The organism is Neptuniibacter sp. QD37_6 (assembly GCF_047778085.1).
Taxonomy (GTDB): Bacteria; Pseudomonadota; Gammaproteobacteria; order Pseudomonadales; family Balneatricaceae; genus Neptuniibacter.
Genome location: NZ_CP180550.1, coordinates 810,865 through 834,913 on the forward strand (window position 1 = coordinate 810,865; position 24,049 = coordinate 834,913).

Below are 24,049 nucleotides of genomic sequence, written 5' to 3' on the forward strand. Positions count from 1 at the left end.
GGTAAAGTTTGAGCATGAGTTTAATCGCCAGCGATAAATTAAAAGTAGTCATCGGTTTAGGTCAGACCGGGCTGGCATGTGCGCGCTATTTGGCGTCTAAAGATGAACGTTTTGTCGTTGTTGATAGCCGAGAGAATCCTCCAGGTATGGATGAGCTATCAACAGAGCTTCCTGACGTTAAACTGATTTGTGGCCCTTTTGATGCTGAATTACTGAGTAGTGCATCAGAGTTGATTTTGAGCCCTGGTGTTGCACAAAGTGATCCTGCCATTCAAACGGCGGTAAAAGCGGGCGTGAAGTTAAGTGGTGATATTGATCTTTTCTGTAATGAGATCAGTGCTCCTATTGTTGCGATTACCGGTTCAAATGCTAAAAGTACGGTCACTACCTTAGTGGGTGAGATGGCTGCTGCTGCAGGCTTAAATGTTGGAGTGTGCGGGAATATTGGTACGCCTGTACTCGAGATGTTAAACGAGCCTGAAAAAGATCTGTATGTTATCGAACTATCAAGTTTCCAGTTAGAAACAACCAATGATCTTCGAGCAGCAGTCGCAACAGTACTCAATATTAGTCCTGATCATTTAGATCGTTATGATTCTATGCAGGGTTATTATCAGGCTAAGCACCGGATATTCCGCGGAGCTAAAAAGGTCGTTGTTAACCGTGATGATGCACTGACAATGCCATTAATGCCGAGTGGTGTTGATCAGCTTGCTTACCACTTAGGTAAACCCGATCTGAAAGTCTTTGGTTTGACTGAAGAAAAGGGTGAAACCTGGCTTGCTGTTGGTCTGGACAAATTAATACCTGTATCTGAGTTAAAAATACGTGGTAGCCATAACATGGCTAATGCACTTTCTGCGTTAGCTTTAGGCCAGTCTGTTGGCTTGCCAATGGATGCGATGCTAACGGCTTTAAAGAACTTTGCGGGCTTGAAGCATCGTTGCCAGTGGGTCGCTGAAAAAGCCGGTATTGAATACTACAACGATTCCAAGGGTACTAACGTTGGTGCGACTGTTGCTGCGCTGAACGGTTTAGGAAAAACCCTATCTGCAGATAAACGTATTGTGTTAATTGCGGGTGGTGTTGGTAAAGGTGCCGAATTTTCTGAATTGGCTGAACCTATGCAGCAGTTTGCAAGAGCGTTGATCTATATCGGCGAAGATGGACCGCGTTTAGCTGACAGTTGTGAAGGTGTGATTAAAGAATCAGCGGACGATATGCAAGCTGCTGTTGCAAAGGCGCAAGCTCAAGCGAAAGAGGGTGATATTGTTCTACTTTCGCCAGCCTGTGCGAGCTTTGATATGTTCTCTGGTTTCCCCGCTCGGGGTGATGCTTTTATTGACGCGGTGGAGGCTCTTTAATGATCTCTTTGGCGATGACAAACATTAAGCAGAGGTTAGAGGGTTTAATTCCTTCGTCTCCGCCTGTTTGTACGTCACAAAGAGTGTTGCCCTTTGACCCATGGGTGCTGGCTTGTTCAGTTGCTTTGGTTCTAACGGGGTTTGTCATGATTAGCTCAGCATCTTTAGATGTGGCGCTAAAAAATAACGGGACAGCGTATTTTTACGTTATTCGTCAGTTCATATTTATCATGCTGGCGATGATCGGTGCTGTGGTTGTTTGGAATATCCCAATGCGCTTTTGGGAGAAGACCGGTCACTGGTGGATGTTAGCTGCCGGTGTTTTATTGATTTTGGTATTGATCCCTGGTGTAGGTAAAGGGGTAAATGGTAGCCACCGTTGGTTATCTTTAGGTCCTTTAAATCTCCAGGCATCTGAAGTTGCTAAGTTTTGTATGGTGATGTACATGGCTGGCTACTTGGTTAGGCGCTTGGATGAAGTGCGTAGCAGCTGGAAAGGGATTGCGAAGCCGACTCTACCTCTAGGTATTTTTTGTGTGCTGCTGTACTTCGAACCGGACTTTGGTGCCTTAGTTGTCCTGATGGGGACCGTTATGGGCATGATCTTTTTGGGGGGGATGCGCTTTTCCCAATTCTTGATGGTGATCTCTGGTGTAGTGGGTCTGCTGGTCGCTGTTGTGGGTTTACAGCCTTACCGAGTAGCTCGACTTCAGAGCTTCTTAGATCCATGGTCTGATCCTTTTGGAACTGGGTACCAGTTATCGCAGGCTCAGATCGCTTTTGGTCGTGGTGAATGGTTTGGAACGGGGTTAGGTAATAGCGTTCAAAAGCTATTTTATCTGCCAGAAGCTCATACTGACTTTGTGTTTTCAGTATTGGCTGAAGAGTTGGGTTTTATCGGCGCGATCGCTTTGATCTTGGTTTATGCCGTGTTAATCGTGAATATTTTCCGTATTGGTCGGCGAGCTGAAAAGGTAAAATCCTTTTTTTCTGCTTATGTCTGTTACGGCTTTGCAATTATCTTTGCAGGGCAGGCGTTGATCAATATTGGAGTGAATGTTGGCGCTTTGCCTACAAAAGGTTTAACGCTTCCTTTGGTGAGTTACGGTGGAAGTAGTTTGTTAGTGAGTTGTGCCATGTTGGCCGTTATTTTAAGAGTTGACTACGAATTGAAATTAGCTGGAAAAAATCAGCCAGATGCTGAAGCTAAAGAGCGCAAATCAAAAAATCAGGAGACTGCTGCATGAGCGCTTCTGATAAAAAAGTAGCTTTGATTATGGCTGGTGGCACTGGCGGCCATGTATTCCCTGCATTGGCCACTGCAGAGAAACTACAGGAACAAGGTATTCATGTTGAATGGTTGGGTTCTCGACACGGAATAGAAGCTGATTTGGTGCCTGCTGCGGGATTAAAACTGCATTCTATTGAAGTGAGAGGTCTAAGAGGTAAAGGCAAGTTAAGTCTTCTTTTAGCTCCATTTAAACTGTTGATTGCTTTGTGGCAGGCGTTGTCAGTTGTTCGCACGGTTAAACCTGATGTCGTACTAGGTATGGGCGGTTTTGCATCTGGCCCAGGTGGTCTTGCTGCGTGGTTGTTAAGGGTGCCGTTGATTATTCATGAACAGAATGCTGTTGCTGGAATGACCAATAAGGCGTTGTCTAAATTAGCCAAAAACGTTCTGGAAGCGTTCCAAGGTGCATTTAAAAGTGGCCTAACGACTCAGGCCGTGGGCAATCCAGTACGCGGAAGTATCTTGGATTTACCTGAACCTAAAGAGCGTTTTTCTGATCGTGAAGGGCCTTTGCGCCTTTTGGTTGTAGGTGGAAGTTTAGGCGCGAAAGCGATTAATGACCTTCTGCCTGAAGTGCTTGCTGATTTACCTCAGGAACAACGTCCAGAGGTTTGGCATCAGGCAGGAAAACGAAATATTGAAGAAACTCAGCAGCGTTATGAAGCGCTGGGCGTAACTGAGTGTAAAGTTGTGCCATTTATTGATGATATGGCGGAAGCCTATAGTTGGGCAGATGTAGTTTTATGTCGTGCAGGTGCTTTAACTATAAGTGAATTGAGTAATGCAGGTGTGGCATCTGTATTAGTGCCTTTCCCTTATGCGGTTGATGATCACCAAACTAAAAATGCAAATTATCTTGCTGAGAGAGATGCTGCGATTGTAATTCAGCAGGCGGATCTTAATAAAGAAACGCTGACAGCATTATTAACAGAACAATTAAATCAACGAGACACGTTGATGGAAATGGCAAATAAAGCTCTATCACTAGGTAAACCTGAAGCAAGTGATGTGGTAGCAAATGTTTGCCTTGAGGCAATGAAGTAATGAAACAACAAAATGCTTTCACCCGTTATGAAATACCGGAAATGCGCCGTATCAGTCGAATTCATTTTATCGGCATTGGTGGTGTGGGTATGTGTGGTATTGCGGAAGTATTATTGAATCAGGGATATCAGATCTCAGGTTCAGATATTAAAGTATCCGCGACGACTCAGCGCCTAGAAGGCTTGGGGATGAACATCTTTATTGGGCATGCCGATACCAATGTTTCAGGTGTGGATGTGGTTGTTGTCTCCACTGCGGTTAACGAAGAAAACCCAGAAGTGAAAGCTGCGCGTGAACAGCGTATTCCGATTGTTCGTCGTGCTGAAATGTTGGCTGAATTGATGCGCTACCGTCACGGTATTGCTGTAGCTGGCACGCACGGCAAAACAACGACGACAAGTCTGTTAGCTTCCATCTTTGCTGAAGGCGAGCTTGATCCAACATTTGTCATTGGCGGTCGACTGAACAGTGCTGGCACCAACGCCAAAATGGGCACGAGCCGCTATCTTGTGGCAGAGGCTGATGAAAGTGATGCTTCATTCCTTCACTTACAGCCTATGGTTGCGATTGTTACAAACATCGATGCGGACCATATGGAAACTTATGAGAATGACTTCTCTAAGTTGAAGAAAACATTTGTGGAGTTTCTACATAACCTACCGTTCTACGGTCTTGCGGTTATGTGTATCGATGATCCTGTTGTAAGGGAAATCCTTCCGGAAGTTAGTCGTCCAGTGTTGACTTACGGTGTAGAGGACGATGCTGACTACCGTGCTGAGAATATCAGACAAGAAGGTATGTACACCCGCTTTACCGTTAAGCGCCCAGGGGATTTTGCCGATCTAGAAATCTCACTGAATATGCCGGGCCATCACAATATGTTGAATGCCTTAGCGACTATTGCTGTAGCTACCGATGAGGGCATTAGTGATGAAGCAATCTGTACAGCATTAACTAAGTTCGAAGGCGTTGGTCGTCGTTTCCAAGTTTTGGGGGACGTGCTTGTCAATGGTGGTAGCGTTATGTTGGTTGATGATTACGGTCACCACCCAAGAGAAGTTAATGCCGTTGTTAAAGCTATTCGTGAAGGCTGGCCAGATAAACGTTTGGTAATGATTAATCAGCCTCATCGTTATAGCCGAACTCGTGATTTGTATGAAGACTTTGTGGAAGTGCTTTCTGAAGCAGATGTGTTGTTACTTCTAGAAGTCTACGCCGCGGGTGAAGAGCCAATCGCTGGCGCTGATAGCCGCAGCTTATGTCGAAGCATTCGTCAGCGTGGTCGTATAGATCCGGTATTTGTTAGCGATAAAGACACCGTTGCCGATGTGCTGAAAGATATTTTGGAACCAGGTGATCTATTACTGACTCAAGGTGCGGGTGATATTACAGCGCTTGCTCATCAGCTAAAACAGGCCAATCTTGTAGCCGATAAGGAGGAAAAATGAGTTATCAAATTGATGCTCAAATGAAATCCGACTTCGGACGAGTTGCGGTTATTTTTGGTGGTAATTCATCTGAGCGTGATGTTTCACTCAAGAGTGGTGCTGAGGTTTTAGCTGGGCTACAACGTGCAGGTGTCGATGCATTTGGTATCGATCTCTATGGCCCTAATGGCGACGAACAGCCATTACAACAGCTACAAGAAAATCACTTTGATCGTGCCTTTTTGATTTTACATGGCCCGGGCGGTGAAGATGGTACCTTGCAAGGTGCCTTGGAAATGTTAGGCAAACCGTACACCGGAAGTGGTGTGGCAGCTTCTGCAATCGGTATGGATAAGTTAAGAACCAAACAGGTGTGGATAGGCGCAGGCTTACCGACTCCAACCTTTGCGACATTCAATGGTGAGTTTGAAGTTGATGACATCGTTGAGCGTCTGGGTTTGCCGATGATTGTTAAACCTGCGCACGAAGGTTCCAGTATTGGAATGAGTAAAGTTACCAGTGCGGGTGAGTTGGAAGCCGCATTGGAGACAGCGACTGGTTTTGATCGTAGTGTGATTGCCGAAAGTTGGATGAGCGGTGACGAGTTTACGGTAGCTGTGCTTGATGGTGATGCGTTGCCTCCTATTCAGCTAGTAACGCTGCACGAGTTTTATGACTTTGATGCAAAATATCTAGCGAACGATACGCAGTACAAGTTCGATCATGGTTTGTCTGAGGACAAATTAACATCCCTGAAACGTCTAGCTGAACAAGCATTTGCCGCGGTTGGCTGTAAAGGCTGGGGGCGTGTAGATGTGATGCAAGATCAAGATGGAAACTTCCAATTATTAGAAGTTAATACAGCTCCTGGTATGACTGATCATAGTCTTGTGCCAATGGCTGCGCGAGAGCAAGGAATTAGCTTTGATGAGTTGGTCGTTAGAATATTGAAAACGGCCCAATAAAATGAACCTGTTGCGATTTTTTCGACAAACTGAACCTTTGGAGGAGCAAGAAGTAGAGCTTGCTAAGCCTCGCGGTGCCAGTCGTGAAAAGATCGCTAAAGAAGAACCAGTAAAAGGGAAAGCTGATAAAAAGAATCCTAAAAAGGATAGCCTAGTAAATAACGATACTGAGTTTTGGTGGAAGCCATTTTGGACGTTGTCTTCTCTAGTTATTTTTATCGGCGTGTTATGGGGTATTGGTCATAACTTATGGCAGTGGTTGGATCGCCCGGTAGCGAGCGTAGTTATTGAAGGTAAAACCCAGCATTTGGACCGAGAAAAGTTAGGGCAGATTATCGCTGGTGACCTAACAGCGAATCTATTAGAGATTGATATTGAATCGGTTCAATCACTAGTAAGTGAGCAACCGTGGGTCAGAGTTTCCTCTATTCGACGGGATTGGCCTGATACCTTGCTTATTGAAGTTGAGGAAGAGGTGCCTGTTGCTCGTTGGGGTGAGAGAGGTTTGTTAAACCATCAGGGCGATATATTTTGGCCTGAACTTTCTCAAGAGTATCGGAGCTTACCTAGATTAAGTGGGCCTGCTCCAGATACAGAAAGGGTAATGTCACAGTTTCATGATTTTAATCAGATGTTGAAGCCTATGGGGCTTAGTGTTGTCGCACTGGATTTAGAGGCTCGTGGAGCCTGGACCATGGAGCTAGATAACCAGATAAAAGTAGTTGTAGGTCGAGAAGCAATCAATGCACGCTTACAACGGTTTTTGACTTTGTATAAACAACGATTGGCTGCTCAAGCGGCTGATATAGAAACAATCGATATACGTTACACCCATGGGGTGGCGGTGAAATGGCGGGAAAAACCCGAAAGCGAAATGCAGGATAAAACATAATGAGTGGTTCGATGGAAAACAATATGGTTGTTGCGCTCGATATCGGGACCTCAAAGGTGCTGTGCCTTGTAGGGGAGATCGGTATTGATGGTGCCATCGAAATTATCGGCATTGGCTCGCACCCATCTCGAGGCCTGAAAAAAGGCGTTGTAGTGAATATCGAATCAACAGTGAGCTCGATTCAGCGCGCGGTAGAAGAGGCTGAATTGATGGCGGGTTGTAAGATTCACTCTGTGACAGTTGGGATCGCAGGTAGCCATATTAACAGCCTGAATTCTCATGGCATTGTGGCTGTTCGAGATCGAGAAGTTACTGAGTATGACCTGGAACGCGTAATTGATGCTGCACGTGCTGTGGCTATTCCAGCTGACCAGAAAATCTTGCACATTTTGCCTCAAGAGTATGAGATTGATAGCTCAGAGGGCATCAAAGAGCCTTTAGGGATGTCGGGTGTGCGTTTAGAAGCGAAGGTGCACCTTGTTACTGGTTCAGTGAATGCTGCTCAGAATATTGAAAAGTGTGTGCGACGTTGTGGTCTTGATGTAGATAACCTAGTTCTTGAGCAATTGGCTTCAAGCTATTCCGTTTTGACGGAAGATGAGAAGGAGCTGGGTGTTTGTATTGTGGATATCGGCGGTGGCACCTCTGATATCTCTATTTTTACAGGCGGTTCTATTCGTCATACTGCGGTCATTCCGATTGCTGGTGATCAAGTTACAAACGATATCGCGATGGCTTTGCGAACACCAACGCAGCATGCGGAAGAGATCAAAGTTAAATATGCGTGTGCACTAGCACAGCTCGCTACAGGTGAAGAGACCGTTAAGGTGCCTGGTGTAGGTGATAGGCCTGCTAGGGATCTTTCTCGTCAATCGCTCGCTGAGGTAGTTGAGCCTCGTTACGAAGAACTGTTTAGCCTGATTCAGGCCGAGTTGAGACGCAGTGGTTTTGAAGATTTGGTCGCAGCAGGCATTGTGCTGACAGGCGGAACTTCGAAAATGGAAGGTGCCATTGAATTAGCTGAAGAAATCTTCCATATGCCGGTTCGCTTGGCGACACCACACGGTGTACGTGGGATGGAAGATATTTTAAGTAGCCCTATTTATGCAACAGGTATGGGGCTTCTGCAATACGCACAACAAGATCATGTTGGTGCTGTTGAGCAAGACGTCGAACCAGAAGTCGTTGTTGGTTCGCAAAAGAGTGTATTAGACAAGATGAGAGCTTGGTTTCAGAACAACTTCTGAACAAGCTGAAGATTTTTAGATTTATAGCAGCAAAAGTAGCGTGCTGCTTTATTAGGGGATAGTGCTTGGCAGGGCACTAAAGGAGCTAACAATGTTTGAACTGTTAGATAGCGTTCCGCAAAATGCCGTTATTAAAGTTATCGGTGTTGGTGGTGGAGGCGGAAACGCTGTAAAACACATGGAAAGTGGTGACCTAGAAGGGGTGGAATTTGTTTGTGCAAATACAGATGCGCAAGCGCTTTCATCTATGGCGTCCCAAAAAGTTATCCAGCTTGGTAATACGCTAACCAAAGGCCTAGGCGCGGGTGCGAATCCAGAAGTTGGTCGTCAGGCAGCTATGGAAGATCGGGATCGCATTGCAGAAATGTTGCAAGGTGCGGATATGGTATTTATCACGGCTGGTATGGGCGGTGGTACAGGTACGGGTGCCGCACCTATCGTAGCCGAAGTAGCTAAAGAGCTCGGAATTCTAACAGTCGCAGTCGTGACAAAGCCTTTCCCGTTTGAAGGCCGTAAACGAATGAGTATTGCTATTGAAGGTATCAAAGAGCTTCGCGAAAGTGTTGATTCCCTCATTATTATCCCTAACGAAAAACTGATGCAGGTACTAGGTCGTAATTGCAGCCTTTTGAATGCATTTGAGTCTGCCAACGATGTTTTGAAAGGGGCTGTTCAGGGTATTTCGGATCTTATTACACGTCCGGGTATGATCAATGTTGACTTTGCTGATGTGCGGACTGTTATGTCCGAAATGGGCATGGCGATGATGGGTACCGGTGGTGCGCGTGGTGAGAATCGAGCTGCTGAAGCTGCAGAGAAAGCGATCAAGAGTCCACTACTTGATAACGTAGATCTGAAAGGCGCGAGCGGTATCTTGGTAAATATCACTGCGGGTATGGATCTCAGCTTGGGCGAATTTACCGAAGTGGGTAATCAGATTGAAGAGTACGCATCTGAAAATGCCACGATTGTCATCGGTACCGTCATTGAGCCAGAGATGACTGACGAACTGAAAGTGACAGTTGTTGCTACGGGTTTGGATAAGCCAGAAGAAACGGTCCGCCCTGTTTCTGGTGGAATGCAAAAAGTGGATGGAAGTTTAGACCTTGAGCAGATCGATCTGCCTACGGTTTTGCGTCGCAAAAAAAATGAGGCACTTGACGGGCCGGCTGAGCCTGAAAGTGAGTTGTTAAAATCAACAGGTACTGAGAGCGAGTCCTCTTATTTAGATATTCCTACTTTTCTGCGCAAACAAGCGGATTAATTGGAATGTCCTTTCTAAAAGGGCGATTATTTGTTAGTATCTCGCGCTAGAGTGGCCTATTTTATTTTTTGGCAGATAGCATGATTAAACAGAGAACATTAAAAAACAGCATTAAAGCAACAGGTATTGGTCTGCATACGGGTCAGAAAGTGTATCTGACGTTGAAGCCTGCGCCAGTAAATACCGGTATTGTTTTCCGTCGTACTGACTTGGATCCAGTTGTTGAGATCCTTGCGCACGCGCACAATGTTTCTGATACAAAACTGTCAACCAACCTGGCTAAAGATGGCGCGCGTATAGCGACTGTTGAGCACCTACTTTCTGCAATGGCTGGCTTAGGTATTGATAATGCTTATGTTGAGCTAAGTGCAGAAGAAGTACCTATTATGGATGGTAGTGCTGCGCCGTTTGTATTCTTGATCCAGTCGGCAGGCCTAGAAGAGCAGAATGCTCCTAAAGAATTTATCCGTATTAAGAAAGAAGTAACGGTTGAGGCTGATGGTAAGTCAGCTACGTTTAAACCGTTTGATGGCTTTAAAGTGGGCTTCAAAATCGATTTTGAACACCCAGCATTTGAAGGCCGTAACATGGAATCTTTCCTAGACTTCTCTAGTACTTCTTTCGTTAAAGAAGTTAGCCGTGCGAGAACGTTTGGTTTTATGAGTGACTATGAATACCTTCGCTCTCAGAACCTCGCATTGGGTGGTAGTTTTGATAATGCAATCGTAGTAGATGATTACCGTATTCTTAATGAAGATGGTCTTCGTTACGACGATGAATTCGTTAAGCACAAAGTGCTGGATGCGGTAGGCGATCTGTATCTACTAGGTAAGAGTTTGATCGGTGAGTTCTACGGAAACAAATCAGGGCATTACCTGAACAATCGCTTATTGCGCGAGTTGTTAATGCAAGAAGATGCTTGGGAAGTGGTGACTTTCGAAGATAATGAAGAAAGCGCACCTATCTCTTATCAGAAGCCAGTGTTAGCGGTCTGATACATAGAAAGAATTAAGAGCCGAACTTTTATAGTTCGGCTTTTTTTTGTCTATTTCCCTATCTTTTTTCCATATTTTTTTTATTTCCCCTTTTAGATTCATTTTCTGCCCCCAATAAAGGTAGAATGCTGAGTTAATTTTTATCCGCTAATCGAGCGGACTATAGGTTTTAGACTTCACAGGTATAAGTCGAGATATGCTGACAGGACTGTTTAAGAAAGTTTTTGGTAGTAAGAATGATCGCGAATTGAAGCGCATGGGTAAGATCGTAAAGGCGATCAATGCGTTGGAAGTAGATCTAGAAAAACTAACGGATGAAGAGCTAAAGGCTAAAACGGCTGAATTCCGTCAGCGTCTTGATGATGGCGCGACTCTGGAGCAGATCCTTCCTGAAGCTTTTGCTACGGTAAGAGAAGCATCAAAGCGTGTTATGGGTATGCGTCATTTTGATGTTCAGCTTATCGGTGGTATGACACTGAATGACGGTAAAGTTGCCGAGATGCGTACGGGTGAAGGTAAAACCCTTGTGGCAACATTAGCTGTATATCTCAATGCGTTGCCTGCTGAAGGCGTTCACGTAGTAACGGTGAATGATTACCTTGCAGAGCGTGATGCTGAATGGATGCGCCCTCTGTATGAATCTCTAGGATTAACAGTAGGTGTTGCGCTTTCTGGTCAAAATCCAGAAGTGAAACGTGCTGCTTACGCTTGTGATATCACTTACGGCACAAACAATGAATTTGGCTTTGATTATCTTCGCGATAACATGGCTTTCAGTACTGCTGAAAAAGTGCAGCGTGGCTTTAACTTCGCTGTAGTCGATGAGGTTGACTCTATCCTAATCGACGAAGCGCGTACGCCTTTGATTATCTCAGGTCCAGCTGAAGATAGTTCTCAGTTATACATCACAATTAATGAGTTGATACCTTCGTTAGAGAAATTCGATGGTGAAATCGATCCTCAGGACGAAGAGCAGGAGATTAACGAGCACTTCGTTGTTGACGAGAAAAACCGTACGGTTGAACTGACTGAAGCGGGTCATACTGCTGTTGAAGAAATGTTGGCGCAAAAAGGCCTTTTGAGTGAAGGTGATAGCCTGTATGCACCTCAGAACCTTAACTTGCTGCACCACGTGCTAGCGGGTTTGAGAGCGCATAACCTGTTCCAACGTGATGTCGATTATATTGTGCAAGGCAATCAGGTTGTGATTGTTGATGAGCACACAGGTCGAATCATGGAAGGTCGTCGTTGGTCTGAAGGTTTGCACCAAGCGGTTGAAGCAAAAGAGGGTGTATCGGTTCAGAATGAGAGCCAAACGTTTGCATCAACCACATTCCAGAACTACTTTCGTTTGTACGACAAGCTTTCCGGTATGACGGGTACGGCGGATACGGAAGCATTCGAGCTACGTCAGATTTACGGTCTAGATGTTGTTGTAATTCCAACTAATAAGCCCATTGCCCGTAAAGATGAAAACGACCTAGTCTACCTAACAGTTGAAGAAAAGTATGAAGCGATTATCAAGGAGATTCGTGCTTGTCAGGAAGCAGAGCGTCCGGTATTGGTAGGTACAGCGTCTATTGAATCTTCTGAGTTAATCTCTTCATTACTGAAGAAAGAAAAAATTACGCATAATGTATTGAACGCAAAGAATCATGGTGGTGAAGCGTCAATTATCGCGCAGGCGGGTCGTCCGGGTGCGGTGACTATCGCGACTAACATGGCTGGTCGTGGTACCGATATTGTGTTGGGTGGTAAGTTAGAGGCTGAATTAGCTGAACTTGATAACCCATCTGAAGAACAGGTTGCTGAATTGACGGCTGCTTGGGAGAAGCGCCATCAACAGGTATTGGAAAATGGCGGTCTACACATTGTAGGTACTGAGCGTCATGAATCTCGTCGTATTGATAACCAACTACGTGGTCGAGCAGGTCGCCAGGGTGACCCAGGTTCATCTCGATTCTTCTTGTCACTGGAAGATGACCTGATGAGAATCTTTGCTTCAGACCGTGTACGACAGTTGATGCAAGCGCTAGGTATGGAGCGTGGCGAAGCTATCGAGCATAAGATGGTAAGTAATGCGATTGAGAAAGCGCAGCGTAAAGTAGAAGGCCGTAACTTTGATATCCGTAAGTCATTACTTGAATATGATGATGTAGCAAATGATCAGCGTACAATCATCTACGAACAGCGTAATGATTTGATGGCAACTGACGATATCTCTGAAACTATAAATTCTGTTCGTGAAGAGGTTGTTGCGAATAAATTTAGTGAATTTGTTCCGCCGCAGAGCCTTGAGGAACAGTGGGATATTCCAGGACTTGAGAAAGCATTGGAAACAGATTTTTCCATTAAAATGCCTATCCAAGAGTGGCTAGATCAGGATGATTCGTTGCACGAAGAAACTTTGCATCAGAAAGTGCAGGATACCGTGCTAGAGGTTTATCAGCAGAAAGAAGCGCAAGTGGGTGAATCTACAATGCGTAACTTTGAGAAGCAGGTTATGCTTCAGGTGCTAGATACCCTTTGGAAAGAACACCTGCAGACTATGGATCATCTGCGTCAGGGTATTCACCTTCGTGGTTATGCACAGAAGAACCCTAAGCAAGAATACAAGCGTGAATCTTTCCATCTATTCCAAGAATTGCTTGAAAATATCAAGCGTGATGTTATCCGTATTCTGAGTCATGTGCAGGTTCAGCAGCCAGAAGATGTTGAAGCGATGGAACAGCAGCGTCGTGAGCAAGCTGAACGACAGCAGATGGACTTTAAGCATGACAATAGCTCTGCTATGTCAGGTGAAGAGAGTGAAAGTGCCAATGGTGAAGAGCAAGCTCAGCCAGAAACGTTCGTTCGAGATGGTCGAAAAGTAGGTCGTAACGAACCATGTCCTTGTGGTTCAGGTAAAAAATACAAGCAGTGTCACGGTAAGCTTTCGTAAGAGTGAACTGTTTATTGGTCAACACAGAAAGCAGCTTTTAAGCTGCTTTCTGCATCTTAGGAGACAGATAATGGCAGTCGGGCCAGCTACATTTCCAGAAAAAATGCACCCAGTTGCAGGATTTAAATTAGGAACAGCTTCTGCAGGTATTAAAACTCCAGGTCGAAAAGATGTTGTTCTCATGGAGTTATGTGAAGGAGCTAATGTCGCAGGTGTTTTTACTTTAAATGCTTTTTGCGCAGCTCCTGTGCAGATATCTAAAAAACATTTAGAAACTGTAGCAACGCGATATTTTATTGTTAATACAGGTAACGCTAATGCGGGTACCGGTGAGGAAGGTTGGAATGATGCTATTACAACCTGTGAAGAGGTCGCTAAGCTTTGCGTTTCGGATGTTGAGGCGGTTCTTCCTTTCTCCACTGGGGTTATTGGTGAAAAGTTGCCTGTAGAGAAGCTAGTGTCAGCTTTGCCTGCAGCTAAAAGTGCTCTATCTGAATCAGGTTGGGATGAGGCTGCAGAAGGTATTTTAACCACTGATACACGAATCAAAGGTGCTAGTCGTCAATTTGAGTACCAAGGCAAGGTTGTAACTTTGACTGGTATTTCCAAAGGCTCAGGAATGATTAAGCCTAATATGGCGACAATGCTGGGTTATGTGGCGACAGATGCGCAGGTAGATGCTGATTTATTGAAAACACTACTTACTGATGCAACTAATTGTTCATTTAACCGTATTACGGTTGATAGTGATACATCGACAAATGACTCTTGTATGTTGGTTGCAACTGGGAAATCAGGTGTATCCGTTTCTGCAGAAAATAGCTCACTACTAGCCTTATTTAAGTCTGAATTGACCCAACTTATGCAAGACTTGGCGCATGCGATTGTTCGTGATGGCGAGGGTGCCACTAAGTTTGTGACAGTAAAGGTTGAGTTAGCTAAGACGCAGCAGGAGGCTTTAAAGACGGCTTTTGATATTGCTCACTCTCCACTAGTTAAAACGGCTTTATTCGCTTCAGATCCAAACTGGGGGCGTGTATTAGCAGTAGTTGGGCGTTCCGAGATAGAAAATTTAGATCTTAATGCGTTAGAGATCTATTTAGGCGATGTTTGTATCGTTAGTAAGGGTGGAAAAGACGCTACTTACACTGAAGAAGCTGGTCAGGCGGTTATGGATCAGGAAGAGATTCTAATTCGAGTCGTGCTTAATCGTGGTGACGTGTCAGAGACGGTATGGACTACGGACCTTTCCCATGACTATGTCAGCATCAATGCGGATTACCGTAGCTAATGGCTAATAAAGTTGTTCATGTCGCAGCAGCTGCTATCTGGAATAGTAAGCATGAGTTGCTGATTGCGAAACGCCCTGATGATAAACACCAGGGCGGTTTGTGGGAGTTCCCGGGTGGTAAGGTTGAGTCAGGGGAAGCTGTGCTTGATGCTTTAAGCCGTGAGCTTGATGAAGAGCTGGGGATCAGACTTACCCAAGCAGAAAAGCTGATAGAGGTTCCTTATCATTATCCTGATAAATCAGTTTTACTCGATGTTTATAGTATTACTGAATTTGAGGGAGAGCCTTGGGGTAAGGAAGGGCAGCCGGTCCGTTGGGTGAAGCTTGATGAGTTGGAAGGCTATGAGTTTCCTGCTGCAAATAAACCGATCTTGGATGCCTGTCTTTTACCGAAAGCATTTGCTATAACGCCGTATCTTTCAGATCTTCAACAGCTTGAAGTATCTATTATGCGAGCAATAAAGGGGGGGGCTGAAGGTGTAGTCCTTCGAGCTCCGCTATTTGAGACGGATTCAGTAGCATTGGATAAAGCAATTGATTTCATCAATGCTCAAGTGGATGCGGCCTCTGTGAGGGATGTTTTCTTTGCGGTAAACACTACGATAGATATTGCGAATGAGCTGGCTCTCGAGGCAGTTCATCTTTCAATGAGTAATCTGGACAAGCTTAGCCATAGGAATGAGTTCTCTGGACGTTGGCTGGGTGCATCCTGTCATAACGCTGATGAACTATCGGAAGCGATAGCTAAAGGGGTCGATTACATAATGCTGTCACCAGTGCAGCATACGCAATCGCACCCTGAGGTGGAACCATTAGGTTGGAATGCTTTTTCCGAATTAGCTAAGTCTAGCGTGGTGCCAGTTTTTGCTTTAGGTGGTATGGATAAAGGCGATCTAACTCTCGCTGTGGATAATGGTGCACAAGGTATAGCTGCAATTAGTGCATGGTCGGAGGAATAGGTTGATCTTTATCGATCTGTTCTTCCGTTTCTCCACTGCTAAAATCACTAGCAGCTTTTGATTCAGGTATTGAATATTCTTCGCTTGCCCAAGCGCCTAAATCAATCATTTTACAGCGCTCACTACAGAAGGGTCTAAAAGGGTTGCTGCTATCCCAAGCTTGCTCTTTGGAACAGGTTGGGCATTTGGTTTTTGTACTACTCATTATTTAGTTGCTTCCGCTAATCTACTAAGTTCTGTGTGCAGCTTAACAATTTGCTTCTTTAGGCTGTCTAGATCTGAATTGTTATCGATAACAATTTCTGCTTTGTTTAATCGATCTTGGCGCGGCAATTGAGCTGCCATAATCGCTTTTATCTGATCTTCGCTGGAACTATCGCGTTTAACAGTTCTAGCTAATTGTAACTCTACTGATGCATCAACAACGATTACAGTATCAACTAATTCGTGCTGGTCCGTTTCTAATAATAGCGGAGAGGAAAGAACTGCATAACTGCTCGTAGCATTATGTAATTGCTGTTTAATGCTCTCGCGAATGATCGGGTGTAGTACCTGTTCCAGCCAGGTTTTGGCTGATTTGTCGCTGAATATTATTTTGCGTAAAGCGGTACGATTTAATTCACCGTTATCAGTGATAATGTGACTGCCAAAGTGCTCAGCGATTTTGTCTAGTGCAGGTTCTCCTTTTGCGACTACTTCGCGTGCAACTACATCAGCATCAACAACTGTGATCCCGAGCTTTTGTAAATGGTCAGTTACAGCATTTTTACCCGAACCGATTCCACCGGTGATACCAACAATGTACATAAATCAGATTCTTATAAGTTGCAGGTAGATTGTCGTAAGAGTATCGCTCCATATCAGCGCTACCCAGCCTGCAATCGCGAGATATGGCCCAAATGGGATAGGGTTTTGAGATGAATGATTTTTAAATAGCATCATGCCAATACCAATGATTGCACCGACGAGGGAGCTTAAGAGGATAATAAGCGGCAATTGATAGACTCCAGCCCAGGCTCCAAGGGCTGCGAGTAGTTTGAAATCACCGTATCCCATACCTTCTTTGCCTGTTAGTAGTTTAAATGCCCAGTAGATTGACCATAAGCTTAGGTAACCTGCCATTGCACCATAGACAGCGTGTTCTAGTGAACTGAAAAGGCCAAAACTGTTAACAAATAAACCTAGCCATAACAAAGGTAGAGTTAAACGGTCGGGAAGTAGTTGATGATCAATATCTATAAAAATCAGGCATACCAGTACCCATGTAAGTACTACTACGCTTAATCCAATAAGGTTAAAGCCATAAATATAGATGGCGTACGCAGAGCAAACAGCTGTGAATAGTTCTACAAACGGGTATCGAAAAGGGATATGCAGCCCACAAGATGAACATTTGGCCCGAAGGAAAATCCAACTGATGACAGGAATGTTTTCATACCAGCGGATTTTGTGTTGGCATTTTGGGCATGTTGAGGCTGGAACTGATAAATTATATGGCTCTTGGTCTATATCAAAGTTGTCCTTAATTTCTCTTTCCCATTCTTTTTGCATCATAATGGGTAAACGATGTATGACTACGTTTAAAAAACTACCGACGCAAAGAGAAAACAAAAACGCGCAGGCGATAGCCAACACGGGATCAAAAATGATTGTATTCATTAATTCTTATCTTTAAACAACTTGGCCAAGCTGGAAGATTGGAAGATACATGGCAACAACAAGTCCGCCAACGAGAACGCCAAGCACAGCCATAATAAGTGGCTCTAAAAGGCTGGATAAATTATCAACAGCATTATCGACCTGTTCTTCGTAGAAGTCTGCTACCTTTTCCAACATCATTTCAAGTGAACCTGCTTCCTCACCTATGGCGATCATCTGGATAGTCATGTTTGGAAAAACACCAGTCATTGTGACCGCATTTTGTAAGGATTGGCCCGTTGATACGCCGTTCTTAATTTGTAGGATTGCATCACGGTAAAGGGCGTTGCCTGATGCGCCAGCCGCGGAATCTAAAGCATTGACTAAAGGGACACCGGCAGCAAATGTAGTCGATAATGTTCGAGCAAATCGTGCGATAGAGGCGTTATGAAGAATTTGCCCTATAATAGGTATTTTCAGAATAGCTTTATCAACACTGTCTCTAAACTTAGCTGATTTTTGCGTAGCTTTTTGGAACGCGAAACCAAATAGAGCTGTAGCGATTAAAACTATCCACCACCATTCTTGGGCGATTTCAGAAAGGTTTATAACAAACTTTGTGAAAGCGGGAAGTTCAGCCCCAAAGCTCTTAAATACGTCTTCAAATTGAGGAACTACCTTAACGAGTAGGATCGCGGAAACGATTATACCTACTATGATTACTGCAGTTGGGTAGGTTAGGGCTTTTTTGATTTTAGCTTTAAGGGATTCCAGCTTTTCCTTGTAGGTTGCAATACGATCGAGCATTGCGTCTAGTGCACCTGATTGTTCACCAGCGTTAACTAAGTTGCAGTACAGGTCATCAAAGTGCTGAGGATGTTTGGTTAAAGAGGTAGAAAAATCGGTACCGCTATTAACATCATTTTTAATTTCATAAACAATATCTTTTAGCTTTTGTTTTTCGATGCCTCCAGCAGTTATCTCTAACCCTTGAAGAAGTGGAACCCCAGATCGCATCATGGTTGCCATTTGGCGAGTAAAAAATGCAATATCTACGGGTTTTACTGGTTTGTTTTTCGCGCTAAATAAACCCGCAGAACGCTCCTTGGATATTTTGGATGTTAAGATACCTTGTTTACGCAGTTGTGCTTTAGCAGAGGTTATGCTGATTGCATCAATTTTGCCTTTACTTTTATTACCGCTTTTATCTTTTCCTTGCCAGGTAAAAGTGTACATGTTGGCATTTTTAGCCATAAATTAGTTCCTGTTATCAGGTCTTGATGACTCTGTTCATTTCTTCAAGACTGGTGATTCCTTCCGCGACTTTCTTTAATCCTGAGCGACGTAGGCTTTGGAAGTTTTGAGCTTCGGCTACTTTTAGTATATCTAGAGAGTTACCATTCTCCATAATTACTTCAGCAATTTCTGAAGTCATTGGTAGCATTTCATAAATACCGACCCTGCCTTTATAGCCTCTATTGCATTTTTTGCAGCCATCTTGGTTTGGCTCAAATAAACTTAGATTGCTTATTTCTTCTTCTGTGAAGCCTTCTTCTCTTAAGGTTACTTCAGGGAGGGTTACTGGTTTTTTACAGCTTTCACAGAGTCGCCTGCCTAGTCGCTGAGCAATGATGAGGCTTACTGATGTCGCTATATTGAAGGCTGGTACGCCCATGTTACGTAAACGCGTCAAAGTTTCTGGAGCACTGTTGGTGTGAAGTGTAGATAGTACCATGTGACCCGTTTGTGCTGCTTTTATGGCGATTTCTGCTGTTTCAAGGTCTCGAATCTCACCAACCATTACGACATCAGGGTCTTGGCGAAGGAATGCTCGTAGAGCTTCTGCGAAATTTAAGCCTACTTTGGCGTTTACATGAACCTGATTGATACCTTCTAGGTTAATCTCAACAGGGTCTTCTGCTGTAGAGATATTGCGCTCTTCGGTATTGAGAATATTTAAGCCTGTATAGAGGCTCACCGTTTTACCGCTACCTGTAGGGCCTGTTACGAGTACCATGCCTTGTGGACGATGGAGGGTGGTTAGATACAGATCTTTTTGAAAATCGGCAAAGCCAAGCGCTTCTACCCCCATTTTGGCGCTGCTAGGGTCAAGTATACGAAGCACAATCTTCTCACCCCACAGAGTAGGTAGGGTATTCACACGGAAATCTATTGCACGCTTTTTGGATATCTTCATTTTAATGCGGCCGTCTTGAGGGACGCGCCTTTCTGAAATATCCATTTGTGACATTACTTTTAAACGAGCTGACAGCCTGGCAGCAAGGTTAGATGGGGGTTTGGCGACTTCTTGTAGGATTCCATCTATCCTGCTTCTGATGCGGTAACTTTTTTCATAGGGTTCAAAATGAATATCAGACGCACCATTTTTAATGGAATCTAAAAGTATTTTGTTAATAAAACGTACAATAGGCGCGTCTTTGGTAGCGTCTTCTTCGGATTCTTGTTCTTCCTGTTCAGGAACGCTTCCATCTGAGATTTCGAGATTATCTAGGTCGCTATCTTCTAATTCACCTAAAGCGGAATCTTGACCTTCTAGAAATACTTCAATTGCACGGGTTAATTTATCCTCTTCAACGATAATAGCTTCAGTGGTAATGCCGCTTTGAAACTTAAATTCATCAAGCGCTTGGATGTTTGTAGGATCAGAAATGGCTACAAAGAGTCTGTTGTCGCGTTTTTGTAAGGGAAGTGCATGATGTTTTGAAATAAGGGAATCGTTAATAAGCCCTTGGGGGAGGCTAGCGGGATCCAGAGCGTCTAAGTCTAGTAGAGGCATGCCGAATTCTTCGGATGCAGCGGCAGCGGCTCTGTATGCACTTACTAACCGTTGTTCGATAACGTATGAAATGAAGGTTTGTTGTTTTTCTCTGGATTGAAGAGATGCGTCTGCTGCAACTTCGGCTGAACATACACCTTCGTTAACCAATCGTTTGGCTAGTCCGCTTAATGGTTGGCTAGGTTGCAAAGTTCGACCCCCGTCTCATTCCATGACAACTATTTTTATGCTTATTTGGCAATAACTATAGATAAAGCCAATTCTTTTATATTTACAGTGCGTTAGTCTCTTAAAATAGCATTTGCAAGACAATTTGAAAATGCGCACTATTATGATTATAAAATAATTTCGAATAGGTCACTGGCGCGTTGTCAAAAATGCGCTACAATCAAAGGACTTGGTTGATACCAAGGATTTTTATTCGCTGGAGAAATAAAATGAAAAAAGTACAACAGGGTTTTACCCTTATTGAATTGATGATCGTCGTAGCGATCATAGGCATTTTGGCAGCTATTGCACTACCTGCTTACCAAAGCTATACAATTAAAGCACGCATGTCCGAGGTTGTCCTTGCCGGTAGTTCTTGCCGTACGACAATTACAGAGGTTGTGCAGAGCTCTGATACAGCCACAGGCCTACCTTCAGGTGGTGAATGGGGTTGCGAAGATGATTCTGGTACGCAGTATGTGGCAAATATAGCTACTAACGCATCAGGTGCGGTGGCAGTTCAGGCTCAGTCTATTGATGCCGATGTAAATAATGGTTGGATTTTCTTAATACCAAATGGTGCTACGGCAGGTGCTACAATTCAGAGCTGGGATTGTGGAGCAGATCCATCTAAGACAATTTATCAATATTTGCCTGGTTCATGTAAGGATGATACTGCAAGCACAGCAACTGGTGGCGGTTTTGATAACGGCACTGCGGCTGTAACAGTTACTACTGGTACTTAATTTCAGTGGTTTCTAATAAATAATTTAAAAAGGGCTATTACATAGCCCTTTTTTGTATTTCCTTCCAAATGTCTTTTCCTATCGATCCTATTGTTACACATTACTTTCTAACTATTTCGCTCTACTTATTTGAGTGTTAGTCTTGCTCCTTAATGTTCAGCTAGAAACGATTTTTTCAATGAAACGAAATATAATAATTATTCTAATCGCGGCATGTGTTGGTGTGACTTGGTATATCGCCAATACGACTGAAAGGCTCACTCCACAAGTTAAAAGCGCAGCAGAGAACGCTATTCTCGAACAGCCAGAATTTCCTGCACGCCCTGTATGGTGGCATGATGATTCCGTAATGGCTGTTGGTATTGTTCCAGATACTGTTAATCCTCATCATGCGGCAGCTAAAGCATGTGAAATTATTAAAGCCAAAGGTGTGACGACTGCCATTGTAGAGATCTATGATGTGGTCAAGATTCAGAAAGAAGATGATTGGGATCAGCTAGCCGCAGATAGCTGTCAGTAAGCGATCAATTTTAAGTGTTAATTAAAATGAAAAAGGCTGCATGTGCAGCCTTTTTTCATTAAAGAATAATGTAATCTGGGTATTAACCTTCAATTAGGCGCATAGATAGATCTACTGCTTGGCAGTGCTTAGTCAGCGCGCCGATAGAGATATAATCTACGCCCGTTTCTGCGATAGGGCGTAAGGTTTCGTCAGTAATGCCACCTGATGCTTCAAGTTTAGCGATGCCGCGAGTAAGCTTAACTGAATCCCTCATCGCTTCTAGAGAGAAGTTATCCAGCATAATGATGTCTGCACCGGCTTCTAGTGCTTGATGAAGTTCTTTCATCGTTTCAACTTCAACTTCGACGGGTTTGCCTGGCTCATTTGATTTAGCTGTGGCAATTGCGGCGTCGATACCACCACAGGCCATAATATGATTCTCTTTAATCAAGAAAGCGTCGAACAAGCCAATTCGATGGTTATAGCAGCCACCACAGGTAACGGCATATTTCTGTGCAAAGCGAAGGCCTGGCAGAGTTTTGCGAGTATCAAGCAGTTTTACCGTTGTGCCAGCTACTTTGTCCGCGTAGAACTTACTAACAGTTGCTGTGCCTGACAGTGTTTGTAGAAAGTTTAAAGCCGCGCGTTCTGCTGTTAGAAGGTTTCTAGCAGAACCTTTTGCCCAGAAAAGTACTTGGTCACGTTGAACGATGTCACCATCATCAACTTGCCAGTCTAGTTCTAGTTCAGGATCAACTTGGCGAAAAACTTCATTTACCCAGTCGATACCACAGACAACCGCTTCTTGGCGGCTGATGATGCGAGCCGTTGCGGTTTGTTCAGCAGGAATAAGTTGTGCGGTAATATCGCCACTGCCTATATCTTCCTGTAAAGCGTAACGAACGGCGTCTGGGATAAGGTGCTGAATTTCTGCGCGGGTCAACATAGTCGGTCCTGATTGAAAATGTATGAGGCTTGGCTTTTACAAATGGGCCTCTGATAATATGCAGATTCTATCGAAATAGATCTAGAGCGGGTAGGGTATAAATGAATATTGCAGGTCAAAACTGGCACAAAGGGGTAGAGGTTGTGCCTTCTCCGAATTTTAATGAGCGCCCAGACTCTAACGATATTTCGTTGTTGGTTATCCACAACATTAGTTTGCCTCCGGGTAAGTTTGGTGGTGGCTACATTCAGCAATTTTTTCAGAACAAGTTAGACGTAACGATCGATCCTTTTTTCGAAGAGATAAAAGATCTTCAAGTATCTGCTCATTTCCTAATTGAGCGAAGTGGTCATATTGTCCAATTTGTGCCAACCGGCTGTAGAGCTTGGCATGCTGGCGTATCTATCTTTGAAGGTAGAGAAAATTGTAATGATTTTTCGATAGGCATAGAGCTAGAGGGAACGGATGTAGATTCTTATTCGGATGATCAGTACAACGCCTTAGTTGCTCTTACTAAACAACTACGTGATCTGTATCCCAAGATAAAGCTGAATAGGATTGTTGGGCATTGCGATATAGCCCCAGAGCGTAAAACCGACCCTGGTCCAGCCTTTGATTGGCAAAGATATCGCAAGCTATTGGATTAATTAGACGGGGAATAGTTTTGCCAGCAAGACAGGTACTGCATTTTCGACTCTTAAGATGCGCTCGCCAATATGGATTGATTTGAATCCGCATTGATTGAGTTTATCGACTTCGTATCCAATAAAGCCGCCCTCAGGGCCAATCGCTAGGGTTGTGGGGATTGCTTCTGGTTCTGGGCACCTATTGGCATTATAAGGATGAGCAATTAAAGAGCGTGTATTTTTCGCGATCTCTGGAAGTTCATCTTCTACAAAAGGCTTGAAGCGTTTGCGTAAATGAACGCTCGGCATAATCGTATCGCCAGCTTGTTCCAGGCCAAGCTTTAACTGCTCTTCTACTTGATTCAGTATTGGCGTGCTCCAATAGCTCTTATCTACTCGATAGGAATTAATCAGATAAAGCTCTTTTACGCCCATGGCTGAGACAGTTTGTAGTATCCGTTTCAGCATTTTAGGTCTGGGTAAGGCCAATATTAGGGTTAGAGGTAACGCGGCTGGAGGTTGTTTTTCTAGTGATATTTTTAGCGTTACACAGTTGTCATTGAGTTCTAACACTTCTCCCTTACCAATAGCTCCATTGAGTAGGCCTACATTGAGTAGGGCTCCAATCTCAGGTTTATGCACTGTGCGAATATGTTCAAAACGATGATCTGTTAGAACTGCAGTATCGCTTGCTACAAAGTCAGCTGTATTAATTAGTATTAGGTTCATGGAATTATCAGGTAGATAGAAGAGGCTAAAGTGTACTGGTCTAGGGCATTTAAGGCTAATTTTAACTCTAATCAAAAAAATAGATGTTTATCTAAATGAGAATGTTTATCTGTAGCGTTATCTTTTGGCGTGTGATATCTTTGCGCCATCTTGTATAAGCGATCAATATTCTGTGAAT

At 44.0% G+C, this 24,049-nt stretch carries 23 protein-coding genes; 15 read left to right on the forward strand and 8 right to left on the reverse strand.

Annotated elements, in window-relative coordinates:
* The first annotated feature begins 14 nt into the window (after window positions 1–14).
* Window positions 15–1,364: a UDP-N-acetylmuramoyl-L-alanine--D-glutamate ligase gene (gene murD / locus ACMXYO_RS03630; RefSeq protein WP_415887106.1), complete on the forward strand. Its 1,350-nt coding sequence runs from the start codon at window positions 15–17 to the stop codon at window positions 1,362–1,364.
* On the opposite strand, the gene ACMXYO_RS03635 is transcribed toward murD, so the two are convergent.
* Window positions 1,339–1,512 (reverse strand): hypothetical protein, encoded by a 174-nt coding sequence (locus tag ACMXYO_RS03635; RefSeq protein WP_415888128.1) that lies wholly within the window; start codon window positions 1,510–1,512, stop codon window positions 1,339–1,341. The two genes, murD and ACMXYO_RS03635, sit on opposite strands and share 26 nt — an antisense overlap.
* Between ACMXYO_RS03635 and ftsW the strand changes: the two genes are divergently transcribed.
* From ftsW to ACMXYO_RS03690, 11 genes are all read left to right on the forward strand, one after another.
* Window positions 1,469–2,611 carry a putative lipid II flippase FtsW gene (gene ftsW / locus ACMXYO_RS03640; RefSeq protein ID WP_415888069.1) on the forward strand — a complete coding sequence of 381 codons (1,143 nt, stop codon included), beginning with the start codon at window positions 1,469–1,471 and terminating at the stop codon, window positions 2,609–2,611. The genes ACMXYO_RS03635 and ftsW overlap by 44 nt on opposite strands.
* The gene (gene murG, locus ACMXYO_RS03645) at window positions 2,608–3,699 is read left to right on the forward strand and encodes an undecaprenyldiphospho-muramoylpentapeptide beta-N-acetylglucosaminyltransferase (RefSeq protein WP_415887107.1); all 1,092 of its coding nucleotides are present in this window, start codon (window positions 2,608–2,610) and stop codon (window positions 3,697–3,699) included. Before ftsW ends, murG begins: the two co-directional genes overlap by 4 nt.
* Window positions 3,699–5,147 carry a UDP-N-acetylmuramate--L-alanine ligase gene (gene murC, locus ACMXYO_RS03650; protein ID WP_415887108.1) on the forward strand — a complete coding sequence of 483 codons (1,449 nt, stop codon included), beginning with the start codon at window positions 3,699–3,701 and terminating at the stop codon, window positions 5,145–5,147. The genes murG and murC overlap by 1 nt, the downstream gene beginning before the upstream one ends.
* The gene (locus tag ACMXYO_RS03655) at window positions 5,144–6,091 is read left to right on the forward strand and encodes a D-alanine--D-alanine ligase (RefSeq protein ID WP_415887109.1); all 948 of its coding nucleotides are present in this window, start codon (window positions 5,144–5,146) and stop codon (window positions 6,089–6,091) included. Before murC ends, ACMXYO_RS03655 begins: the two co-directional genes overlap by 4 nt.
* Window position 6,092: 1 nt before the next feature.
* Complete coding sequence (locus tag ACMXYO_RS03660; RefSeq protein ID WP_415887111.1) at window positions 6,093–6,983, forward strand: cell division protein FtsQ/DivIB; 891 nt, start codon at window positions 6,093–6,095, stop codon at window positions 6,981–6,983.
* Entirely contained in the window at window positions 6,983–8,230 is a 1,248-nt protein-coding gene (gene ftsA, locus ACMXYO_RS03665) for a cell division protein FtsA (protein ID WP_415887112.1), read from the forward strand. Before ACMXYO_RS03660 ends, ftsA begins: the two co-directional genes overlap by 1 nt.
* A 91-nt stretch (window positions 8,231–8,321) precedes the next feature.
* Entirely contained in the window at window positions 8,322–9,494 is a 1,173-nt protein-coding gene (gene ftsZ / locus ACMXYO_RS03670; protein WP_415887113.1) for a cell division protein FtsZ, read from the forward strand.
* Window positions 9,495–9,574: 80 nt separating this feature from the next.
* Window positions 9,575–10,489 carry a UDP-3-O-acyl-N-acetylglucosamine deacetylase gene (gene lpxC / locus ACMXYO_RS03675; RefSeq protein WP_415887115.1) on the forward strand — a complete coding sequence of 305 codons (915 nt, stop codon included), beginning with the start codon at window positions 9,575–9,577 and terminating at the stop codon, window positions 10,487–10,489.
* Between the two features lie 196 nt (window positions 10,490–10,685).
* A complete protein-coding gene (gene secA, locus ACMXYO_RS03680; protein WP_415887117.1) occupies window positions 10,686–13,430 on the forward strand; it encodes a preprotein translocase subunit SecA in 2,745 nt (914 codons plus the stop codon).
* Between the two features lie 70 nt (window positions 13,431–13,500).
* Window positions 13,501–14,721 (forward strand): bifunctional glutamate N-acetyltransferase/amino-acid acetyltransferase ArgJ, encoded by a 1,221-nt coding sequence (gene argJ, locus ACMXYO_RS03685; protein ID WP_415887118.1) that lies wholly within the window; start codon window positions 13,501–13,503, stop codon window positions 14,719–14,721.
* Entirely contained in the window at window positions 14,721–15,680 is a 960-nt protein-coding gene (locus tag ACMXYO_RS03690; protein WP_415887120.1) for a Nudix family hydrolase, read from the forward strand. The genes argJ and ACMXYO_RS03690 overlap by 1 nt, the downstream gene beginning before the upstream one ends.
* Here ACMXYO_RS03690 and ACMXYO_RS03695 read toward each other — a convergent pair.
* From ACMXYO_RS03695 to pilB, 5 genes are read right to left on the reverse strand one after another with little or no spacing between them, the layout of a single operon-like run.
* A complete protein-coding gene (locus tag ACMXYO_RS03695; protein ID WP_415887121.1) occupies window positions 15,658–15,885 on the reverse strand; it encodes a DNA gyrase inhibitor YacG in 228 nt (75 codons plus the stop codon). The genes ACMXYO_RS03690 and ACMXYO_RS03695 overlap by 23 nt on opposite strands.
* The gene (coaE, locus tag ACMXYO_RS03700; RefSeq protein ID WP_415887123.1) at window positions 15,885–16,487 is read right to left on the reverse strand and encodes a dephospho-CoA kinase; all 603 of its coding nucleotides are present in this window, start codon (window positions 16,485–16,487) and stop codon (window positions 15,885–15,887) included. The genes ACMXYO_RS03695 and coaE overlap by 1 nt, the downstream gene beginning before the upstream one ends.
* 3 nt (window positions 16,488–16,490) lie before the next feature.
* Complete coding sequence (locus ACMXYO_RS03705; RefSeq protein WP_415887124.1) at window positions 16,491–17,339, reverse strand: prepilin peptidase; 849 nt, start codon at window positions 17,337–17,339, stop codon at window positions 16,491–16,493.
* Between the two features lie 12 nt (window positions 17,340–17,351).
* On the reverse strand, window positions 17,352–18,572 hold the full coding sequence (locus ACMXYO_RS03710; RefSeq protein ID WP_415887125.1) for a type II secretion system F family protein: 1,221 nt from the start codon (window positions 18,570–18,572) through the stop codon (window positions 17,352–17,354).
* A 16-nt stretch (window positions 18,573–18,588) separates the two neighbouring features.
* A complete protein-coding gene (pilB, locus tag ACMXYO_RS03715) occupies window positions 18,589–20,304 on the reverse strand; it encodes a type IV-A pilus assembly ATPase PilB (RefSeq protein ID WP_415887126.1) in 1,716 nt (571 codons plus the stop codon).
* A 248-nt stretch (window positions 20,305–20,552) separates the two neighbouring features.
* Between pilB and ACMXYO_RS03720 the strand changes: the two genes are divergently transcribed.
* A complete protein-coding gene (locus ACMXYO_RS03720) occupies window positions 20,553–21,068 on the forward strand; it encodes a pilin (RefSeq protein WP_415887127.1) in 516 nt (171 codons plus the stop codon).
* A 178-nt stretch (window positions 21,069–21,246) separates the two neighbouring features.
* A complete protein-coding gene (locus ACMXYO_RS03725) occupies window positions 21,247–21,588 on the forward strand; it encodes a hypothetical protein (RefSeq protein WP_415887128.1) in 342 nt (113 codons plus the stop codon).
* Between the two features lie 82 nt (window positions 21,589–21,670).
* Here ACMXYO_RS03725 and nadC read toward each other — a convergent pair whose 3' ends face one another.
* A complete protein-coding gene (gene nadC, locus ACMXYO_RS03730) occupies window positions 21,671–22,516 on the reverse strand; it encodes a carboxylating nicotinate-nucleotide diphosphorylase (RefSeq protein WP_415887129.1) in 846 nt (281 codons plus the stop codon).
* 101 nt (window positions 22,517–22,617) lie between these two features.
* Between nadC and ampD the strand changes: the two genes are divergently transcribed.
* On the forward strand, window positions 22,618–23,163 hold the full coding sequence (gene ampD / locus ACMXYO_RS03735) for a 1,6-anhydro-N-acetylmuramyl-L-alanine amidase AmpD (protein ID WP_415887130.1): 546 nt from the start codon (window positions 22,618–22,620) through the stop codon (window positions 23,161–23,163).
* Here ampD and ACMXYO_RS03740 read toward each other — a convergent pair whose 3' ends face one another.
* Window positions 23,164–23,871, reverse strand: coding sequence for a 16S rRNA (uracil(1498)-N(3))-methyltransferase (locus ACMXYO_RS03740; protein WP_415887131.1), 708 nt, complete (start codon window positions 23,869–23,871; stop codon window positions 23,164–23,166).
* Window positions 23,872–24,049: the final 178 nt, after the last annotated feature.